Genomic DNA, 17177 nt, shown 5'->3' on the forward strand with positions numbered 1-17177 from the left:
TGGAACCACCTGATCCCATCCCGAACTCAGAAGTGAAACGATGCATCGCCGATGGTAGTGTGGGGTTTCCCCATGTGAGAGTAGGTCATCGTCAAGATTAAATTCCGGAACCCCAACTGCGAAAGCGGTTGGGGTTTTGTTTTGCCCGCAGGAAAGTTTCTGGACGCATCCAGCCGTCGCACCGGCACCACCGTTGAAGGAATTCCTTCTGAAGTGACCCGGCAGTTTTTGGTATGGTGCAGCTCGTTTTTTAACGGACTGATGTCACGCCCATGGATCGGCGCTCATTTTGTCAAAGAGTGGCTGCAGAAATGCCCGAACCCATTCCGATCAAGGATCACGAGAAAGAGACGCGCCTGGTCAACAAACGGCTGATCGCCTGCGCGTTGTTTGTCTTTGCGATCAGTTGCGCACTGGTGGTGCGCCTGTACATCCTGCAGGTGGTGGAGTTCGACTACCACTCGACCATCTCGGAAAACAACCGCGTACACGTCTTGCCGATCCCGCCGACCCGCGGCCTGATCTATGACCGCAACGGCGTACTGCTGGCCGACAACCGCCCCAGCTACAACTTGACCATCACCCGGGAACGCGCCACCAACGTCAGCCAGGAACTGGACGAGGTCATCGAGCTCCTGCACCTCCCCGCCGAAGACCGCACGGTGTTCGACAAGGCCATGAAGCAGTCACGCCACCCGTTCACGCCGGTGACGTTGTTCTACGAGCTGACAGAGGAACAGATCGCCGTACTGGCGGTGAACGAGTTCCGCTTGCCGGGCCTGGATGTCGAACCGCAGTTCGTCCGTCACTACCCGCTGGGTGCGCACTTTGCCCATTCCATCGGCTATGTCGGTCGAATCAACGAAAAAGAATCCAAGACCCTCGATTCCGTGGAATACCGCGGCACCCAGTCCATCGGTAAGACCGGCATCGAGCGCTTCTACGAGGCGCAGCTGCATGGCCACGTCGGTTATGAGGAAGTCGAGACCAACGCCCAAGGCCGTGTCCTGCGTGTGCTCAAGCATACCGATCCGGTGCCGGGCAAGAACATCGTCCTGAGTCTGGACGTCAAGCTCCAGGAAGCGGCCGAAGCGGCTTTGGGGGATCGGCGCGGTTCGGTGGTGGCGCTGGATCCGGCCACCGGTGAGGTGCTGGCCATGGTCAGCAACCCCAGCTTCGACCCGAACCTGTTCGTGACGGGCATCAGCTCCAAAGAGTACTCGGCGCTGCGCGACTCCATCGACCGGCCGCTGTTCAACCGCGTGCTGCGGGGCCTCTATGCGCCGGGCTCGACCATCAAGCCGGAAGTGGCCATCGCCGGGCTCGATGCTGGCATCGTGACGCCGCAGACCCGGGTCTTCGATCCCGGTTACTACCAACTGCCTGACTACGATCACAAGTACCGCAACTGGAACCACAGCGGCGACGGCTGGGTGGACATGGATGCCGCGATCATGCGCTCCAACGACACTTACTTCTATGACCTGGCGCACAAGCTCGGCATCGACCGCCTGCACGATTACATGGCGATGTTCGGCCTTGGCGAGAAGGTCTCGCTGGACATGTTCGAGGAGTCGCCGGGCCTGATGCCTTCCCAGGCCTGGAAGCGCGCCACCCGCCGTCAGGCCTGGTTCCCGGGGGAGACGGTGATTCTCGGCATCGGCCAGGGCTACATGCAGGTCACGCCGTTGCAACTGGCCCAGGCCACGGCGCTGATCGCCAACAAAGGCGTGTGGAACCGCCCGCGTCTGGCCAAGACGGTCGACGGTGTCGCGCCGGTGGACGAACACCCGATGCCGAACATCCGGCTCAAGGATCCGCGTGACTGGGAACAGGTGAACCACGGCATGCAGATGGTGATGCACGATGCCCGCGGCATCGCCCGTGCGGCGGCGGCCGGCGCGCAGTACCGCATCGCCGGCAAGAGCGGCACGGCGCAGGTGGTGGCGATCAAGCAGGGCGAGCGCTACAACCGCGAGAAGACTTTGGAACGTCACCGCGACAACGCCTTGTTCGTCGGCTTCGCCCCGGCGGAGCATCCGCAGATCGTGATCTCAGTGATGATCGAGAACGGCGAGGCGGGCGGTCGGGTCGCAGGTCCCGTGGTGCGGCAGATCATGGATGCCTGGCTGCTCGATCAGGACGGCCACCTCAAGCCGCAGTACGCCGCGCCGACCAAGCCCCAGGGCGATCCTCACGTCTGAGCCGGCAAAGGCTTACAGCACAGGCTCACGCAGGCTGAGCATGTGCTGGAAGCTGTCGAGGAACACGGTCTCGGCCTGGGTCATCTTCTGCTCGCGGTTCCATAGTAGCTGTATATCGAAATCCACCACCCCCTCTTCCGGCGGCAAACGCCAGAGCAGACCTTGCTCGACGTCCCGCCGCACCAGGTGAACCGGCAGGCAACCAATGCCGAACCCTGCGCAGATCAAGCGGTAAATCTCTTCGAAACTGGTGGATGAGGCAACGATCTTGCCGGTGAAGCCCTGCTGGTCACGGAACAGTGTCAGGGGTGAAAGGTTGCCGCCGAGCTGGTCGCTGGTGAAGCTGACGAAGTTTTCCGCCGCAAGCTGCTGAAGGGTCAGATTCTCCTGTCCGAAAAGTCGATGCCGTTGCCCGCAAAAGTACGCGTAACGCTCGCGGAACAGCACCCGCTGCTCAAGCCGCGGTTGCGGCAAGCGACACAGGCCGACGCCCACCGTGGCGGTTTTCTGCAGCAGGGAACTGATGATGTCCGAGCTGCCCATCACTTCGACTTCCAGCTCGATTTTCGGGTGGGTTTCATGGAAATCGGCGAGGAAGTCATCGTAATGCCGCGCCTGCACACCACTGACGGTGAGGATGCGGATCTTGCCGACCACGTCGTCGTGGCGATTCTCCACCACCGTCCCCAACCGTGAAATGTCGCCGTAGATGTCGGCGGCGATGCGCAGGACTTCTTCCCCGGTTTCCGTCAGGTCGAACCGCCGACCGCTGCGGGCGATCAACACGCAATCCAATTGCTCTTCGAGCCGTTTAAGCGCCTGGCTGACCGCCGACTGGGTGATGTGCAGCCGGGCGGCAGCGCGGCTCATGCTGCCTTCCTGGCCGATCACCAGATAGGTGCGCAACAGGTTCCAGTCGAGGCGGTCGTTGAGAAAGCGGCGGCCCGCCCAAGGGGTGGAAGTCGAGGTCATGCACGCTCCATGTAGTAGCAAGGCTAATAGTAAGGATAAGTTTTTGAAAATTGACTAATCCTTTCACGGAAGCGATAAAGCCCACAAGCGCCACAGAGCGCCACCGCCAGCCGCTTCGACACCTGCCCAAAACTATAAATACACAGGGTTCTTGCATGCACACCACCGCTCAGCCGCGCCGTGCCGCCGCCGCTGCCTTCATCGGCACGACCATCGAGTTCTACGATTTCTACATCTACGCCACGGCCGCCGCCCTGGTGCTCGGACAGGTGTTTTTCCCCAGCGGCGATCCGGTGACCAGCACGCTCGCCGCGTTCGGCAGCTTCGCCGTCGGCTTCATCGCCCGCCCCATGGCCGGCATGGTGTTCGGCCATCTGGGCGACCGCCTCGGACGCAAGAAAATGCTGCTGGTGACCATGGCCCTGATGGGGTTGGCGACCACCGGCATCGGCCTGTTGCCCAGCTATGCCAGCGTCGGCATCTGGGCGCCCGCGGGCCTGATCGTGCTTCGCCTCATCCAGGGCATTTCCGTCGGCGGCGAGTGGGGCGGGGCGGTGCTGATGGCCAGCGAGCATGCGCCGGCCGGGCGCAAGACGTTCTATGCCTCGTTCGCGCAACTGGGCAGCCCCGCCGGGTTGCTGCTGGCGTTGATCGCATTCCGCCTGGTGACGTCGCTGGAGCCTGAGGACTTTCTGGCCTGGGGCTGGCGTCTGCCGTTCCTGGCCAGCGGCGTGCTGATGACGGTCGGGCTGATGATCCGCTCCGGCGTGCACGAGTCGCCGGAGTTCGCCAAAGCCAAGGCCAGCCACCAGACCGCCCGGCACCCGGTGAAGGATGTGATCCGTCAGTGCTGGCGGCAGATCCTGTTCGCGGCCGCCGCCGTCACCATCGGTTCGGCCGGGTTCTTCTTCACCAACACCTTCATGATCACGTACGTCACCCAGTATCAGGGCATCCCGAGGGCGACGATCCTCGATTGCCTGTTTCTGGTGACGGTCATTCAGTTGCTGTCGCAGCCGCTGTCCGCGCTGTTGGCCGAGCGCATCGGCGAGGGCCGCTTCCTGACGCTGGTCGCGTTGCTGTGCATGGTCACGCCGTACCCGATGTTCCTGCTGGTCGGCACCCAGGACATCGTGTTGATGACGCTCGGCATCGCCGTGGCGGTAGTGATCCTGTCGGCGCTGTACGCGGTGGTCGCCGGGTACATGACCCAGGCGTTCCCGGTGCATCTGCGCTATTCGGGGATTTCCATCGCCTATCAGTTGAGCTGCGCCGTCGCCGGCGGCACCACGCCGCTGATCGGCACGCTGCTGGCCAGCAAGTTCTCCGGGCAGTGGCTGCCGCTGGCGGTGTTCTTCACGCTGCTGTCGGCCCTGTCCCTGATCGGCGTTTGCGGCCTCGCCCGGCTGCGCGCCAATCCCGCCGTCCTTCCTTCCAACCAAGAGGTGTATTCGTGAGTGCTTTTATGAGTAGAACGTCCCAAACCGACCCGGTCGAATGGCAGGCGCGCTGCGAACTGGCCGCGCTGTATCGCCTGATCGCGCACTTTCGCATGACCGACCTGATCGACACCCACATCACCCTGCGCATTCCGGGGCCGGAGCATCATTTCCTGATCAACCGCTACGGGGTGATCTTCGACCGCATGCGCGCCTCTGACCTGGTGCGCATCGACCAGGACGGCCGCATCGTCGACCCCGCGTACGCCGGGCACCGGGTCAACGCCGCCGGTTTCGTCATCCATTCGGCGATCCACATGGCGCGCCCGGACCTGAACTGCGTGATCCACACCCACACCGCCGCCGGCATGGCGGTGGCGGCGCAGAAGCACGGGTTGTTGCCGATCAGCCAGCACGCGCTGAAGTTCTACGGAAAACTGGCTTACCACACCTACGAAGGCATCGCGCTGTCGCTGGACGAGCGCGAGCGACTGATCGCCGATCTCGGCCCGCACCGGGCGATGATCCTGCGCAACCACGGGTTGCTGGTGGGCGGTTCCGGCGTGGCCCAGGCGTTTCAGGAAATCCACTTCCTGGAGCGCGCCTGCCAGGCTCAGGTGCAGGCACTGGCCGGTGGTTCCGAGCTGCACTTCCCGTCGCCGGAGGTCTGTGCCCACACCGCCGAGCAGTTCGACCGTGACGAGCAGGACAACATCATCGACCTGGCCTGGCAGGCCGCGTTGACCCTGATCGAGTCCCAGCGCGAGTCCTACACATCGTGAGCGCCGACATGAACACCGTCGCGCTGTTGTCCCGCGACACGCTGCTGCTCGCGCAATTGCAGGACGCCTTCGCCCGGCGTGCGCCGCACTTGGCGGCGGTGCTGGCCGAAGATCCACAGGCGATCCGGGCTCAGGTGGCGGCGTGCTGGTTTCCGTTGCCGGGCAGCCTGGGCGCGTTGCCGAACCTGCAGGTGATCCATTCGGTGGCCGCCGGCATCGATCACCTGGCGCACGACCCGTCCTGCCCGGACTTGCCGGTGTGCCGGGTGGTCGATCCCGGCCACCGCCAAGGCATGACCGAATACGTGCGTTGGGCGGTGATCCACTATCACCGAGGGTTCGACCGGGTGCTCGGCCATCAGGCGAACCGACATTGGGAGCGGCCGCCGCAACGCCCGGCGAGCCGCTTCAGGGTCGGGGTGATGGGGCTCGGCTCGCTGGGCAGCGCGATTGCGCAGGATCTGGCCGGCGCCGGTTACGACGTGCGCGGCTGGGCCCGCAGCGCCAAAGCGTTGCCCGGCGTGCAGACGTTCGCCGGTGCCGCGGCCTTCGACCCGTTCCTCGACGGGGTGGAACTGCTGGTCAACCTGCTGCCGCTGACGGCAGAGACCCGGGGCATCCTCAACCGCCGCACGTTCGGACGCTTGGCCGACGGCGCCGCGCTGGTCAACGTCGGGCGCGGCGCGCACCTGAATGCCGACGACCTGCAACAGGCGTTGGCCGACGGAAAACTGCGCGGCGCGCTGCTCGACGTGTTCGAACGGGAACCGCTGCCCGCCGACCACCTGCTGTGGACGACCCCCGGCGTCACCGTCACGCCGCACATGGCGTCGGCGGCGTCCCACGATTGCATCGCCGAGCAGATCGCCGAGAACGTCCGGCGCCTGAACGCCGGCGAGCCGCTGCTGAACAGTGCGGACCGCCTGCTGGGTTACTGATCGGCCAGGCACGCCTGCAAGCGTTCGATGAACAGCGTTTCGGCGCGGCTCATGCGTTGCTCGCGGTTCCACAGCATGTGGATGTCGACATCGGCGATCCCTTCGTGGGGCGGCAGGCGCCAGAGCAATCCGGCCTCGACGTCCGCCGCCACCACGTGTTCGGGCAGGCAGCCGATGCCGAATCCGGCGATCACCAGTCGCCGGACTTCCTCCAGGCTCGGCGAGGACGCGACGATGCGCCCGCTGAAGCCCTGTTGATCGCGGAAAATGGTCAGCGGCGAGAGCATCCCGCCGATCTGGTCGCTGGTGAAACTGACGAAGTTCTCGCGCTGCAGATCGCTCTGGCTGACGTCCTGCCGTCGGAACAACGGGTGGTGCTTGCCGCAGAAAAACGCGTAGCGCTGGCGCAGGAACAGGCGCTGTTCCAGGCGCGGCTGCGCACGCCGGTTGAGGCTCAGGCCCAGGGTCGCGGTCTTCTCTTGCAGGGCGCTGACGATGTCCGAGCTGCGCATCACCTCCACCTCCAGGTCCACGCGGGGGAATTGGCGGTGGAAGTCGGCGAGAAAATCGTCGAAACGCTCGGAAAAGATCCGGCTGATGATCAACAGCCGCACCTTGCCGATCACTTCGTCCGCCGGCTCGCCCAGCAGGCTGCTGACCTGGGACACCTGTCCGTAGATTTCGCCGGCCAGCGCCAAGAGCTGTTCGCCGACCTCGGTGAGGGCGAAGCGCGGGCCGCGCCGGGCGATCAGTTGGCGGCCCAGTTGTTCTTCCAGGCGCTTGAGGGCCTGGCTCACCGCCGGTTGGGTCAGGTGCAGGCGCGCGGCGGCGCGGCTGATGCTCAGTTCCTGGCCGATCACGCGGAAGGTGCGCAGCAGGTTCCAGTCGAGGCGGTCGTTGAGCAGGCGTTGCAGGTCGCGTTCGGCCATGGCGGCCCTCGATTATAAGGTGGCGTAATAATCGGAATAATAAATAGAAAATTGACTGATCATAGCCCCGGAACGATAAATCCCTCCACGACAGGCGCCAGCAGAGCGCCGCGATTTGCCGTTCAACTCCTGCCAGAAAAATAACCAAAGGAGCCCGACCCATGAAGCCCCACGCTTCGAACCAGCCGCGCCGTGCGGCGGCCGCCGCCTTCATCGGCACGATGATCGAGTGGTACGACTTTTACATTTACGCCACGGCCGCCGCGCTGGTGTTCGGCGCCTTGTTCTTCCCCTCCGGCGATCCGCTGTTCAGCACCATGGCCGCCTTCGGCACCTTCGCGGTGGGCTTCTTCGCCCGGCCCTTGGGCGGGATCGTTTTCGGCCACATCGGCGACCGCATCGGGCGCAAGAAATCGCTGGTCATCACGCTGCTGATGATGGGCGTGGTCACCGTGTGCATCGGCCTGCTGCCGACCTATGCGCAGATCGGCGCGACCGCGCCGGTGCTGCTGATCCTGCTGCGGGTCGTCCAGGGCATCGCCGTCGGCGGCGAGTGGGGCGGGGCGGTGCTGATGGCCGGCGAGCATGCGCCGAAAGGCCGGCGCAATTTCTTCGCGTCGTTTGCGCAGTTGGGCAGTCCGGCAGGTCTGATTCTGTCGCTGCTGGCGTTCGGCGCCGTGACCCGTCTGCCGGAGGAAGATTTGATGAGCTGGGGCTGGCGGGTGCCGTTCCTGGCCAGCGCATTGTTGCTGGTGGTCGGTCTGGCCATTCGCCTGGGGGTGAACGAATCGCCGGAGTTCCTCGCCGGCCGCGAGCAGGCCCGGCAGCAGGCCCGCAAGGAACAGGCACCCGTGATGGAAGTGCTGCGCACCGCGTGGCGGCCGCTGCTGCTGTGCATCGGCGCCAACACCCTGGGCATCGCCGGGGTGTATTTCACCAACACCTTCATGATCGCCTACACCACCCAGCAATTGGCGCTGCCGCGCTCGCTGATCCTGGAGTGCCTGTTCTTCGTCGCGATCATCCAGTTCTGCATCCAGCCGCTGGCGGCGTGGATGGCCGAGAAAATCGGCGCGACGCGGTTCCTGTGCCTGGTGTCGCTGCTGGCGATGGCGTCGCCGTACCCGATGTTCGTGTTGGTCAGCTCGGCCCAGGCGCCTTTGATCATCCTCGGCATCGCCCTGGCGGTGGTGTGCATGGCCTCGTTCTATGCGGTGATCGCCGGTTACGTCAGCGGCATGTTCGAGACCCGCGTGCGCTACACCGCGATCTCGCTGGCCTATCAGGTCTGCGGCGCGCTGGCCGGCGGCCTGACGCCGCTGATCGGCACGATGCTGGCGCACCGGTTCACCGGCCAGTGGTGGCCGATGGCGGTGTTCTACAGCCTGATCGCCGCCGTTTCGCTGGTCTGCGTGCTGTCGCTGGCGCGCCGTCACGCCCTTGCCCACCGCGCGGAAACGGTCCGCGCCTGATGACTGTTCTGGAGAGTTTCATGCTGAAGATCAACGGTGAACGCCTGTGGGCGAGCCTGATGGCCATGGCCGAAATCGGTGCGACGGCCCGGGGCGGCAGTTGCCGGTTGGCGCTGAGCGACGAAGACAAGGCCGGTCGCGAACTGTTCGCCCATTGGTGCCGCGAGGCCGGCATGACCGTGAGCGTCGATGCCATCGGCAACCTGTTCGCCCGCCGCCCCGGCACCGACCCGGACGCCGCGCCTGTGATGATGGGCAGCCACCTCGACACCCAGCCCGAAGGCGGACGCTTCGACGGCGTCTATGGGGTGCTCGCCGGGCTGGAAGTGGTGCGCCGCCTCAATGACCTGAACATCAGCACCCGCAAGCCGCTGGAGGTGGCGGTGTGGACCAACGAGGAGGGCGCCCGGTTCACCCCGGCGATGTTCGGTTCGGCGGTGTTCACCGGCCTCATGGATCTGGACGCCGCGCTGGCCGTGCGCGACGCCGACGGCATCAGCGTCGCCCAGGCCCTGCAGCGCACCGGTTATGCCGGGAACCGTCCGTTGGGCGGCAAGGTCGACGCCTATTTCGAGGCGCACATCGAGCAGGGCCCGATCCTTGAGGACAACGCCAAGAGCATCGGCGTGGTGACGGGCGGCCAGGCGATCCGTTGGCTCGACGTGCGGGTCGAAGGCATGGCCGCCCATGCCGGCACCACGCCGATGGCGCTGCGCAAGGATGCCTTGTACGGCGTGGCGCGGATGATCCAGGCCATCGAAGGGCTGGCGGCGGATTTCGCGCCCGAGGGCCTGACCACGGTGGGCGAACTGTCAATCAGCAAGTCGTCGCGCAACACCATTCCGGGCCTGGTGAACTTCACCGTCGATCTGCGTCATCACCGCGACGATGCCATCGCGGCGATGGAAGCTCAGGTGCGCGCACGCTTGCAGGCGATCGCCGACGGACGGGGCCTGACCCTCACCGTCACGCCGCACTGGATCAGCCCGGCCACGCCGTTCGACGCGGGGTGCGTGGCGGCGGTGCAGGAGGCCGTCGATGCGCTGGGCTACGCTCAGCAACCGATCGTCAGCGGCGCCGGTCATGACGCGATCCACCTGGCCCGGCATTGCCCGACGGCGATGGTGTTCATCCCGTGCGTCGGCGGCCTGAGCCACAACGAGGCCGAAGACGTGCTGCCCGACGACGTGCGCCAGGGCACCGATGTGTTACTCAACGCCGTGCTGGCCCGTGCCGGGCGGGCTGACTGAGTAGCGCCCTGACCGACGCCTTCGCGGGCAAGCCCGCTCCCACAGGAACCGCGTACAAAACTGTGGGAGCCAGCCTGCTGGCGATAGGGCCCGATCAGACACCCCTCATTTCGATGACACACCGCTATCGCCAGCAGGCTGGCCCCCACAAGGGATCGCAGCCGACTGCATGCCTTAAGCGGACAGACAGGAATTTCACCCCATGCGCAGTTTTTTCCATCCCGAACAGTTGCTCCACCATCCTCGCAGCTACTACTCACGCGGGCAGATGCGCACGCCCCAGGAAGTCCCCGAGCGCGCGCAGCGGCTGGTCCAGGCCGCCCACGGTCTGGGCTTTGCCGTCGAGCCACCGGCCGATGCCGGCCTCGCGCCGTTGCTGGCGGTGCACGGCGCGCCCTATCTGGCCTTCCTGCAGGAAGCCCATGCGCGCTGGAAAGAGATCCCCGAAGACTGGGGCGACGAAGTGATGTCGAACATCTTCGTGCGTGAGCCCAACGCCTTGCGCGGCGTCCTCGCCCAAGCCGCGCGCTACCTGGCCGACGGCAGTTGCCCGGTCGGCGAACAGACGTGGCGCTCGGCCTACTGGTCGGCGCAGTGCGCGGTGGCCGGTGCCCAGGCGCTGATCGATGGCGAACCGGCGGCCTACGCCCTGTGCCGTCCGCCGGGGCACCATGCCCGTGCCGAAGCGGCGGGGGGCTTCTGCTACGTGAACAACGCGGCGGTGGCGGCGCAGGTGCTGCGCGGCGCCTTCGGCAAGGTCGCGGTGCTCGACACCGACATGCACCACGGCCAGGGCATCCAGGAAATCTTCTACGACCGCGATGACGTGCTTTACGTCTCGGTGCACGGCGACCCGACCAACTTCTACCCGGGCGTGGCCGGGTTCGCCGACGAGCGCGGCACCGGTGCGGGGGAGGGCTTCAACCTCAACCTGCCGATGGCCCACGGGGCGAGCGAGGCGGACTTCCTCGCTCAACTGGATATTGCGCTGGCGGCGGTGCGCGGGTTCGGGGCGCAGGTGCTGGTGCTGTCGCTGGGGTTCGACATCTATGAGCTCGACCCCCAGAGCAAGGTGGCGGTGACCCGTGAAGGGTTCGCCGCGCTGGGTGAGCGCATCCGCAGCCTGGGCTTGCCGTGCCTGATCGTGCAGGAGGGCGGGTATCACCTGGAGAGCCTGGAGGACAATGCGCGGGCGTTCTTTGTGAATGCCCAGGTGTGGCAGCGCTGAGTTTGTCGGTGAGGACGCCACAGGACAAACCACCTGCTCTCTCTGCGGACTTGGGTTAAACCCGGAGTGTTCATTCAATGCCGCAACCCAGGCGCCATAAGGCTATTGCCATCGTCCTGACGTTAACGTAAACATTGGCGTCAGGACGCTTGAAAAAGCGCAAAGCGGACCGCTCCGGAGCGCTTGATGACTCTAATAAAAAACACCGGCCCCAAGCCCCACCCCGAAGCCCGCCTGGCCCGGGAACGCCTGCACTTGGAGGGGCAAGTCCCCGACGGCGTGCTGCGTGCCGAGATCGACGCCTCGTGGCGGCGCAGCCTGAGCCACGGCGTGCACTTCAACGCCAAGCATGAGCTGGCGCTGGCCTCCGGCGCGAGCCTGGAGGTGCTGCTGGCGGGCAACCGTTTGCTGATCGACGCCGCGACGCCGGCCATCGACTACCTGGCCGAGCGCCAAGGCAAGGAAGGCCTGATCATCCTCGCCAACGCCGACGCCACCATCCTGGCGGTCGAAGGGCGCGCCGACCGGCTCAAGGGCAGCGGCCTGCAGGACATCACCCTCGGCGCCTGCTGGAGCGAAGCGGCGCGCGGCACCAATGCTCTGGGCACGGCGCTGGTGGAGGCCCGGCCGACCCTGATCGACTGCGGCGAGCATTACCTGGACCGCCTCACCGATTTCTCCTGCACCTCGGTGCCGATCCGCTGTCCTCAAGGCGACATCCTCGGCGTCCTCGACCTGACCCGCGAAGGCCCGCTCGGCCGCGTGCACGACAGCACCGCGCTGCTGAGCCTGGCGGTCAGCCAGATCGAGAGCCGGGTGTTCCGCAACAGCTTTCCCGATCAGATCGTGCTGGCGTTCCACAGCCGTCGGCAGTACCTCGAATCGCCGTGGCAAGGGTTGCTGGCGGTCAGTCTCGGCGGGCAGATCCTGGCGGTCAGCGCCCAGGCCTGCCAATTGCTGGGGGCCGAGCGCGGGGCGCTGGTGGGGCGGCGCTGCGAAGAGTTTCTCGGCGTCGATGGCGTGCAACTGCTGAGCCGCCTGCAACAGGGCGGGGTCGGCAGCGTGCAGACCGCCAAGGGCGAATTCTTCTACAGAACCCTGCGTGCCCCGGCCCGTTCGGTCAACCTCGGCGGCCCGCCGCGCAGCGTGGCGAAAGCCGCCAAGCCGCAACCGGACCTGGACGCCCTGTCCGGCGGCAACGCCCGCTACGCCCGCGCCCTGCGCATGGCCCGCCAAGGCCTGGCCAATGAATTGCCGGTGCTGTTGCTGGGCGAAACCGGCACCGGCAAAGAAGTGGTCGCCCGTGCCCTGCACATGGCCGGCAGCCGTTGCGACAAGCCGTTCGTCGCGGTCAATTGCGCGGCCATCCCCGAGGGGCTGATCGAATCGGAACTGTTCGGCTACCGCGAAGGCGCGTTCACCGGTTCGCGCCGGGGCGGCATGGTCGGGCGCCTGCAGCAGGCCCACGGCGGCACGCTGTTCCTCGACGAGATCGGCGACATGCCGCTGGCCTTGCAGGCGCGGCTGCTGAGGGTGCTGCAGGACCGCAAGGTGGCGCCGCTCGGCGCCGGAGAAGAACAGGACATCGACGTGGCGCTGATCTGCGCCACCCACCGTGACCTCAAGCGCCAGGTCGAGGACAAGCAGTTTCGCGAAGACCTGTTCTACCGGGTCAACGGCATCAGCGTGAAGCTGCCGGCCCTGCGCGAGCGCGATGATTTCAGCGCGCTGGTCGCCCGCCTGCTGGGCAAGCTCGATGCGCCGCACGCGGTGCTGCACGATAAGCTGGCCCGGCTGTTCGCCGCCTATCACTGGCCCGGCAACATCCGCCAACTGGAAATGGTGTTGCGCACCGCTTTGGCCATGCGCGAACCGGGCGAGACCGTGCTGACCCTCGATCATCTGCCCGACAGCCTGCTGGACGAACTGACGGACATCGACAAGCCCCAGGCCGGCAGCCTGCGCGAGAATGAGCTGGACCTGATCCGCCAATCCCTCGACACCCATCAGGGCAATGTCTCGGCCGCCGCCGACGCCCTGGGCATCAGCCGCGCGACCCTGTACCGCAAACTCAAGCAGTTGCGCCCGTGATGCAGCGCCTGATCGTGCGCCTGATCGACAGCCGGAACCCTGCCGCACTGCAGGCGGCGCTGCGCTGGCTGTACGGTTTCGTGCGGCCGCAGCGCTGGGCGATTGCCGGCCTGCTGGCCCTGTCGGTGTGCGCGTCGCTGCTGGTGCTGGTGCAGCCGTGGCTGGTCAAGCTGCTGATCGACGACGGCCTGCTGGCGCGCGACTTCCCGGTGCTGGTGCTGATCGCGGTGCTGATGATCGTCGCCGGGCTGCTCGGCACGGCGCTGTCGGGGATCAACCGCTACCTGCACACGCGGTTGTCCGGGCGGATCCTGTTCGCCCTGCGCGACGACCTCTACCGGCATTTGCAGACCCTGTCGCCGGGCTTCTACGGCCAGCGGCGCATCGGCGACCTGATGTCGCGGCTGGACGGCGACGTCGCGGAGATCCAGCGCTTTGCCGTGGACTCGCTGTTCTCGGCGGTGTCGAGCGTGATCGGGCTGGTGGCGGCCATTGCCATGCTGCTGACGCTGTCGTGGAAGCTCTCGCTGCTGGCGCTGGTGCTGATTCCGCTCGACGTCGTGTGGCTGCGCTGGATGCGGCGCAAGGTCGAGCGCGATGTGCGGCATTTGCGCGAGCGTTCGGCGGACATGTCGTCGTTCATGGTCGAGACCTTGCCGGTGATGAAGTTCATCCAGTCCGCCGGCCAGCAGCAACGCGAGGCGCGGCGCCTGGAAACCCTGGGGCAGGGCTACATGGATCAGCTGCTGCGCCTGCAGGTCACGGAGTTCTTCACCCAAGCGGTGCCGGGGACGCTGACCTCGCTGTCCCGGGCCTGCGCGTTCCTGATCGGCGGCTATTGGGTGGTGCAGGGCACCTGGCAATTGGGCGCGCTGATCGCGTTTTCCACCTATCTGGGCATGGCCGTCGGGCCGGTGCAGAGCCTGCTGGGGCTGTACGTGGCGATTCAGCGCATGACCGTCAGCCTCGGCCGGGTCATGGAGCTGCGCGGCGAAGCGCCGACCGTGCGTTCGCCGGACGCGCCGCAACCGCTGCCGGCCTCGGGCGAACTGCGCTTCGAGCAGGTGCACTTCAGCCACCCTGGGCGGACGGGCACTTTGCGCGGGATCGAGGCGACGATTCCTGCCGGGGTGAAGGTGGCCTTGAGCGGCGCGTCCGGTGTCGGCAAATCCACGCTGATCGATCTGTTGCAGCGCCACCACGATCCGCAGTCCGGGCGGGTGCTGCTCGGTGGGGTGGATCTGCGTGAACTGGACCTGTTCGCGTTGCGTCGGCGCATCGCCGTGGTCAGTCAGGACATTGTGCTGTTTCGCGGCAGCCTGGCGGACAACCTGGCCTACGCAGTGCCGGATGCCGGCCGCGAGGCGGTGGCCGAGGTGGCGCGGCTGGCGCAGCTCGACAGCCTGGTGGACACGTTGCCCGAAGGCCTCGACAGCCCGTTGGGCGAGCGCGGCCAGCAATTGTCCGGCGGCCAGAAACAACGGATCGCCATCGCCCGGGCACTGTTGCAGGATCCACAGATCCTGGTGCTCGACGAGGCCACCTCGGCGGTGGATGAAGCCACCGAGCGCGAGGTGATCGAGGCCATCGACCGCCTGTTTGCCGGCCGTACGCGGATCCTGATCAGCCATCGGCCTTCGACGCTGGCGGATGCCGACCTGCGCTTCGAGCTGACCGACGGCGTCCTGGTGTGCAAGACCTGCCTTGAGAACGGTGCGGCATGATGCCTGAGTTGCGGATCGGTGTGGTGGACAGCGGGCATTCGGCGCCGCAGCAGGACCGGGTGCTGGTCGGGCAGCGTTTTGTGCTGGCGGACGAGGGGCTGACGCAATCGGCGCTGCAGGGTGATCCCCTGGGCCACGGCACCGCCGTGTTCGACGCCATCAGCCGCCGCGCTCCGGAAGCGCGGATGTGCGTGGCGCAAGTGTTCGACCGGCGTGGCGTCACCAGCGCCTTGCAGATTGTCGCAGCGATCGACTGGCTGGTGGCGCAGGACGTGCGTCTGATCAACCTGAGCCTCGGCCTGCGCCAGGACCGCAGCCTGTTGCGTGAAGCCTGTGCGGCGGCGGTGGCGCGTGGGGTGCTGGTGTGCGCGTCGAGTCCGGCCCAGGGCGCGGCGGTATTCCCGGCCAGCTATCCGCAGGTGCTGCGGGTGACCGGCGACGCCCGCTGCACGGACGGACAATGGTCGTGGCTCGACAGCGCGCAGGCGGATTTCGCCGCGTGCGTGCACGGCACGCATCCGGGGCAGTCCGGCGCCAGCCTCGGGTGTGCGGCGTTGAGCGGGCACATCGGCGCCTTCCTGTCGGCCCATCCCGAGGCGAGCAACGGCCAGGTGCTTGATTGGCTGCGGGCCAACGCCTGCTATCGCGGCCCTGAGCGGCGGCTCGGCCCATGACCGCACGGATCGTGATTCTCGGTGCGGGGCCGGCCGGTGCGGCGGTGGCGCTGGGGCTGCGGCGCTTGGGCCTCGCGGTGACGCTGGTCAGCGAATGGCGGCGCTTCGCGGCGCTGGAAGGCGTGTCGCAGCGGGTGCTGGAGGCCTTGCGCGGCGCGGGCCTGAATCGGGCGCTGGCGGAGGCGACGTTGCCGTCGCAACGACAGGTGATCTGGAACGGTCAGCGGCATGCACAGAACATCGAATGGCTGTTGGATCGCCCGGCCTTCGACCGGGGGTTGCGCGAAGACTTGCGCCTGGCCGGTGTCGAGGTGGTCGAAGGTCGGGTGCTGAGCGTGCAGTCTTCGGCGGATGGCCAGCGGGTCGAACTGGACGGCGGTCAGGCGCTGGCGGCGGATTTTCTGGTGGAGGCCCGCGGACGCCAGGCGCCGGCGTCCGGCAAGGGCGTGCGCGGGCCGGAGACGGTCAGCCTGCTCAATCGCTGGCAAGGGGCGCCGGGCGTGACCGCCAGCGCCGTGGAAAGCCTGGAGGACGGTTGGGCCTGGATGGCGCGCCGGGCCGACGGCCAGTGTTATTGGCAGTGGACGGTGGACGTGAACAGCGCGCAATTGCCGGCCAAGGCGCAATTGCTGGAGCACTGCCGGGAGCGGCGCAGGTCATCGCCGCTGGCGCGGATGTTCTTCGCTGACGACGCCGAGACCGACCTGCAGCTGCATGCCCGCAGCAGCACGGCGATCCTGGCGCCGCAGGTGTGCGGCGAGCGTTGGATCCGCGTCGGCGATGCGGCGATGGCGGTGGATCCGTTGTCCGGCAACGGGATTTTCCAGTCGCTGTCGTCGGCCTTGCAGGCACCGGCGGTGATCAACACGCTGCTGCGCAAGCCGGAACGGGCGGCGCTGGCGCAGCGCTTTCACCGGCAGCGGGTGGAGCAGTTGTTCCTGCGCTTCGCGCGCATCGGCCGGGATTTCTATGCCGATGAGCGACGCTGGGCGGACCGGCCGTTCTGGCAGGCGCGGCAGCAGTGGCCGGATGCTGAGGAGGCTCACGCGGCGGCGGACTTCACCGCGCTGCGGATCGAGCGGATGCCGGTGTTGCGCGACGGGTTTGTCGATGAGGCCGAGGTGGTGGTCACGCCGGATCAGCCGTTGGGGATCTGGCATGTGCACGGCGTCGAAGTGGCGCCGCTGATGCGACGGCTGCGCACCGAGCCGGCGCAGCAGGTGCTGGCCGACTTGACGGCGGAGCAGGGGCGGGCGGTGCGCGGCTGGCTGCTGGCCCAAGGGTTCAAGCCTTGAGCCGTGTGTCGGCAGGCCGGGCCTCTTCGCGGGCAAGCCCGCTCCCACAGGGATTTCAGGTGAATGCAGAGTCCGAGATCACAGCTGAAACCTGTGGGAGCGGGCTTGCCCGCGAAGGCGGCGCATCCAGCTCCGATGTGCCGGACAGGCCGCCATCGCTGGCAGCTGCGCACCGACGA

The 17177-nt window shown here is 66.7% G+C and carries 13 protein-coding genes and 1 rRNA gene; 12 read left to right on the forward strand and 2 right to left on the reverse strand.

Annotated elements, in window-relative coordinates; genetic code table 11:
- Window positions 1-97 (forward strand): 5S ribosomal RNA (gene rrf, locus CAG29_RS24585); the annotation flags it as partial.
- 214 nt (window positions 98-311) lie between these two features.
- The gene (gene mrdA / locus CAG29_RS24590; RefSeq protein ID WP_085584632.1) at window positions 312-2204 is read left to right on the forward strand and encodes a penicillin-binding protein 2; all 1893 of its coding nucleotides are present in this window, start codon (window positions 312-314) and stop codon (window positions 2202-2204) included.
- A gap of 12 nt (window positions 2205-2216) precedes the next feature.
- On the opposite strand, the gene CAG29_RS24595 is transcribed toward mrdA, so the two are convergent.
- Entirely contained in the window at window positions 2217-3176 is a 960-nt protein-coding gene (locus tag CAG29_RS24595; protein ID WP_085584630.1) for a LysR family transcriptional regulator, read from the reverse strand.
- 155 nt (window positions 3177-3331) lie between these two features.
- Between CAG29_RS24595 and CAG29_RS24600 the strand changes: the two genes are divergently transcribed.
- Genes CAG29_RS24600 through CAG29_RS24610 form a run of 3 tightly spaced genes read left to right on the forward strand, consistent with a single transcriptional unit; the run spans window position 3332 to window position 6335 of the window.
- On the forward strand, window positions 3332-4633 hold the full coding sequence (locus CAG29_RS24600) for an MFS transporter (RefSeq protein ID WP_085657209.1): 1302 nt from the start codon (window positions 3332-3334) through the stop codon (window positions 4631-4633).
- An 8-nt stretch (window positions 4634-4641) separates the two neighbouring features.
- Window positions 4642-5397 (forward strand): class II aldolase/adducin family protein, encoded by a 756-nt coding sequence (locus tag CAG29_RS24605; RefSeq protein WP_085695276.1) that lies wholly within the window; start codon window positions 4642-4644, stop codon window positions 5395-5397.
- Window positions 5398-5405: 8 nt separating this feature from the next.
- Window positions 5406-6335, forward strand: a complete 930-nt coding sequence (locus tag CAG29_RS24610) for a glyoxylate/hydroxypyruvate reductase A (RefSeq protein ID WP_085630837.1) — start codon at window positions 5406-5408, stop codon at window positions 6333-6335.
- Here the strand turns inward: CAG29_RS24610 and CAG29_RS24615 are convergent.
- Complete coding sequence (locus CAG29_RS24615; RefSeq protein WP_085584622.1) at window positions 6329-7264, reverse strand: LysR family transcriptional regulator; 936 nt, start codon at window positions 7262-7264, stop codon at window positions 6329-6331. The genes CAG29_RS24610 and CAG29_RS24615 overlap by 7 nt on opposite strands.
- 161 nt (window positions 7265-7425) lie before the next feature.
- Between CAG29_RS24615 and CAG29_RS24620 the strand changes: the two genes are divergently transcribed.
- The 7 genes from CAG29_RS24620 to CAG29_RS24650 all read left to right on the forward strand — a co-directional run bounded on the left by CAG29_RS24620 (window position 7426) and on the right by CAG29_RS24650 (window position 16998).
- A complete protein-coding gene (locus tag CAG29_RS24620) occupies window positions 7426-8736 on the forward strand; it encodes an MFS transporter (protein WP_085584620.1) in 1311 nt (436 codons plus the stop codon).
- 20 nt (window positions 8737-8756) lie between these two features.
- Window positions 8757-9986 (forward strand): Zn-dependent hydrolase, encoded by a 1230-nt coding sequence (locus CAG29_RS24625; RefSeq protein ID WP_085640657.1) that lies wholly within the window; start codon window positions 8757-8759, stop codon window positions 9984-9986.
- Window positions 9987-10188: 202 nt separating this feature from the next.
- Complete coding sequence (locus tag CAG29_RS24630; RefSeq protein WP_085584617.1) at window positions 10189-11214, forward strand: histone deacetylase family protein; 1026 nt, start codon at window positions 10189-10191, stop codon at window positions 11212-11214.
- Window positions 11215-11400: 186 nt separating this feature from the next.
- On the forward strand, window positions 11401-13305 hold the full coding sequence (locus tag CAG29_RS24635) for a sigma-54-dependent Fis family transcriptional regulator (protein ID WP_085695277.1): 1905 nt from the start codon (window positions 11401-11403) through the stop codon (window positions 13303-13305).
- Window positions 13305-15029, forward strand: a complete 1725-nt coding sequence (locus tag CAG29_RS24640) for an ABC transporter ATP-binding protein (protein WP_085695278.1) — start codon at window positions 13305-13307, stop codon at window positions 15027-15029. The genes CAG29_RS24635 and CAG29_RS24640 overlap by 1 nt, the downstream gene beginning before the upstream one ends.
- On the forward strand, window positions 15026-15703 hold the full coding sequence (locus CAG29_RS24645; protein ID WP_085695279.1) for a S8 family serine peptidase: 678 nt from the start codon (window positions 15026-15028) through the stop codon (window positions 15701-15703). The genes CAG29_RS24640 and CAG29_RS24645 overlap by 4 nt, the downstream gene beginning before the upstream one ends.
- On the forward strand, window positions 15700-16998 hold the full coding sequence (locus tag CAG29_RS24650; protein WP_085695280.1) for an NAD(P)/FAD-dependent oxidoreductase: 1299 nt from the start codon (window positions 15700-15702) through the stop codon (window positions 16996-16998). Before CAG29_RS24645 ends, CAG29_RS24650 begins: the two co-directional genes overlap by 4 nt.
- The last annotated feature ends 179 nt before the right edge of the window (window positions 16999-17177 follow it).

The organism is Pseudomonas sp. B7(2017), assembly GCF_002112745.1.
Taxonomy (GTDB): Bacteria; Pseudomonadota; Gammaproteobacteria; order Pseudomonadales; family Pseudomonadaceae; genus Aquipseudomonas; species Aquipseudomonas ekonensis.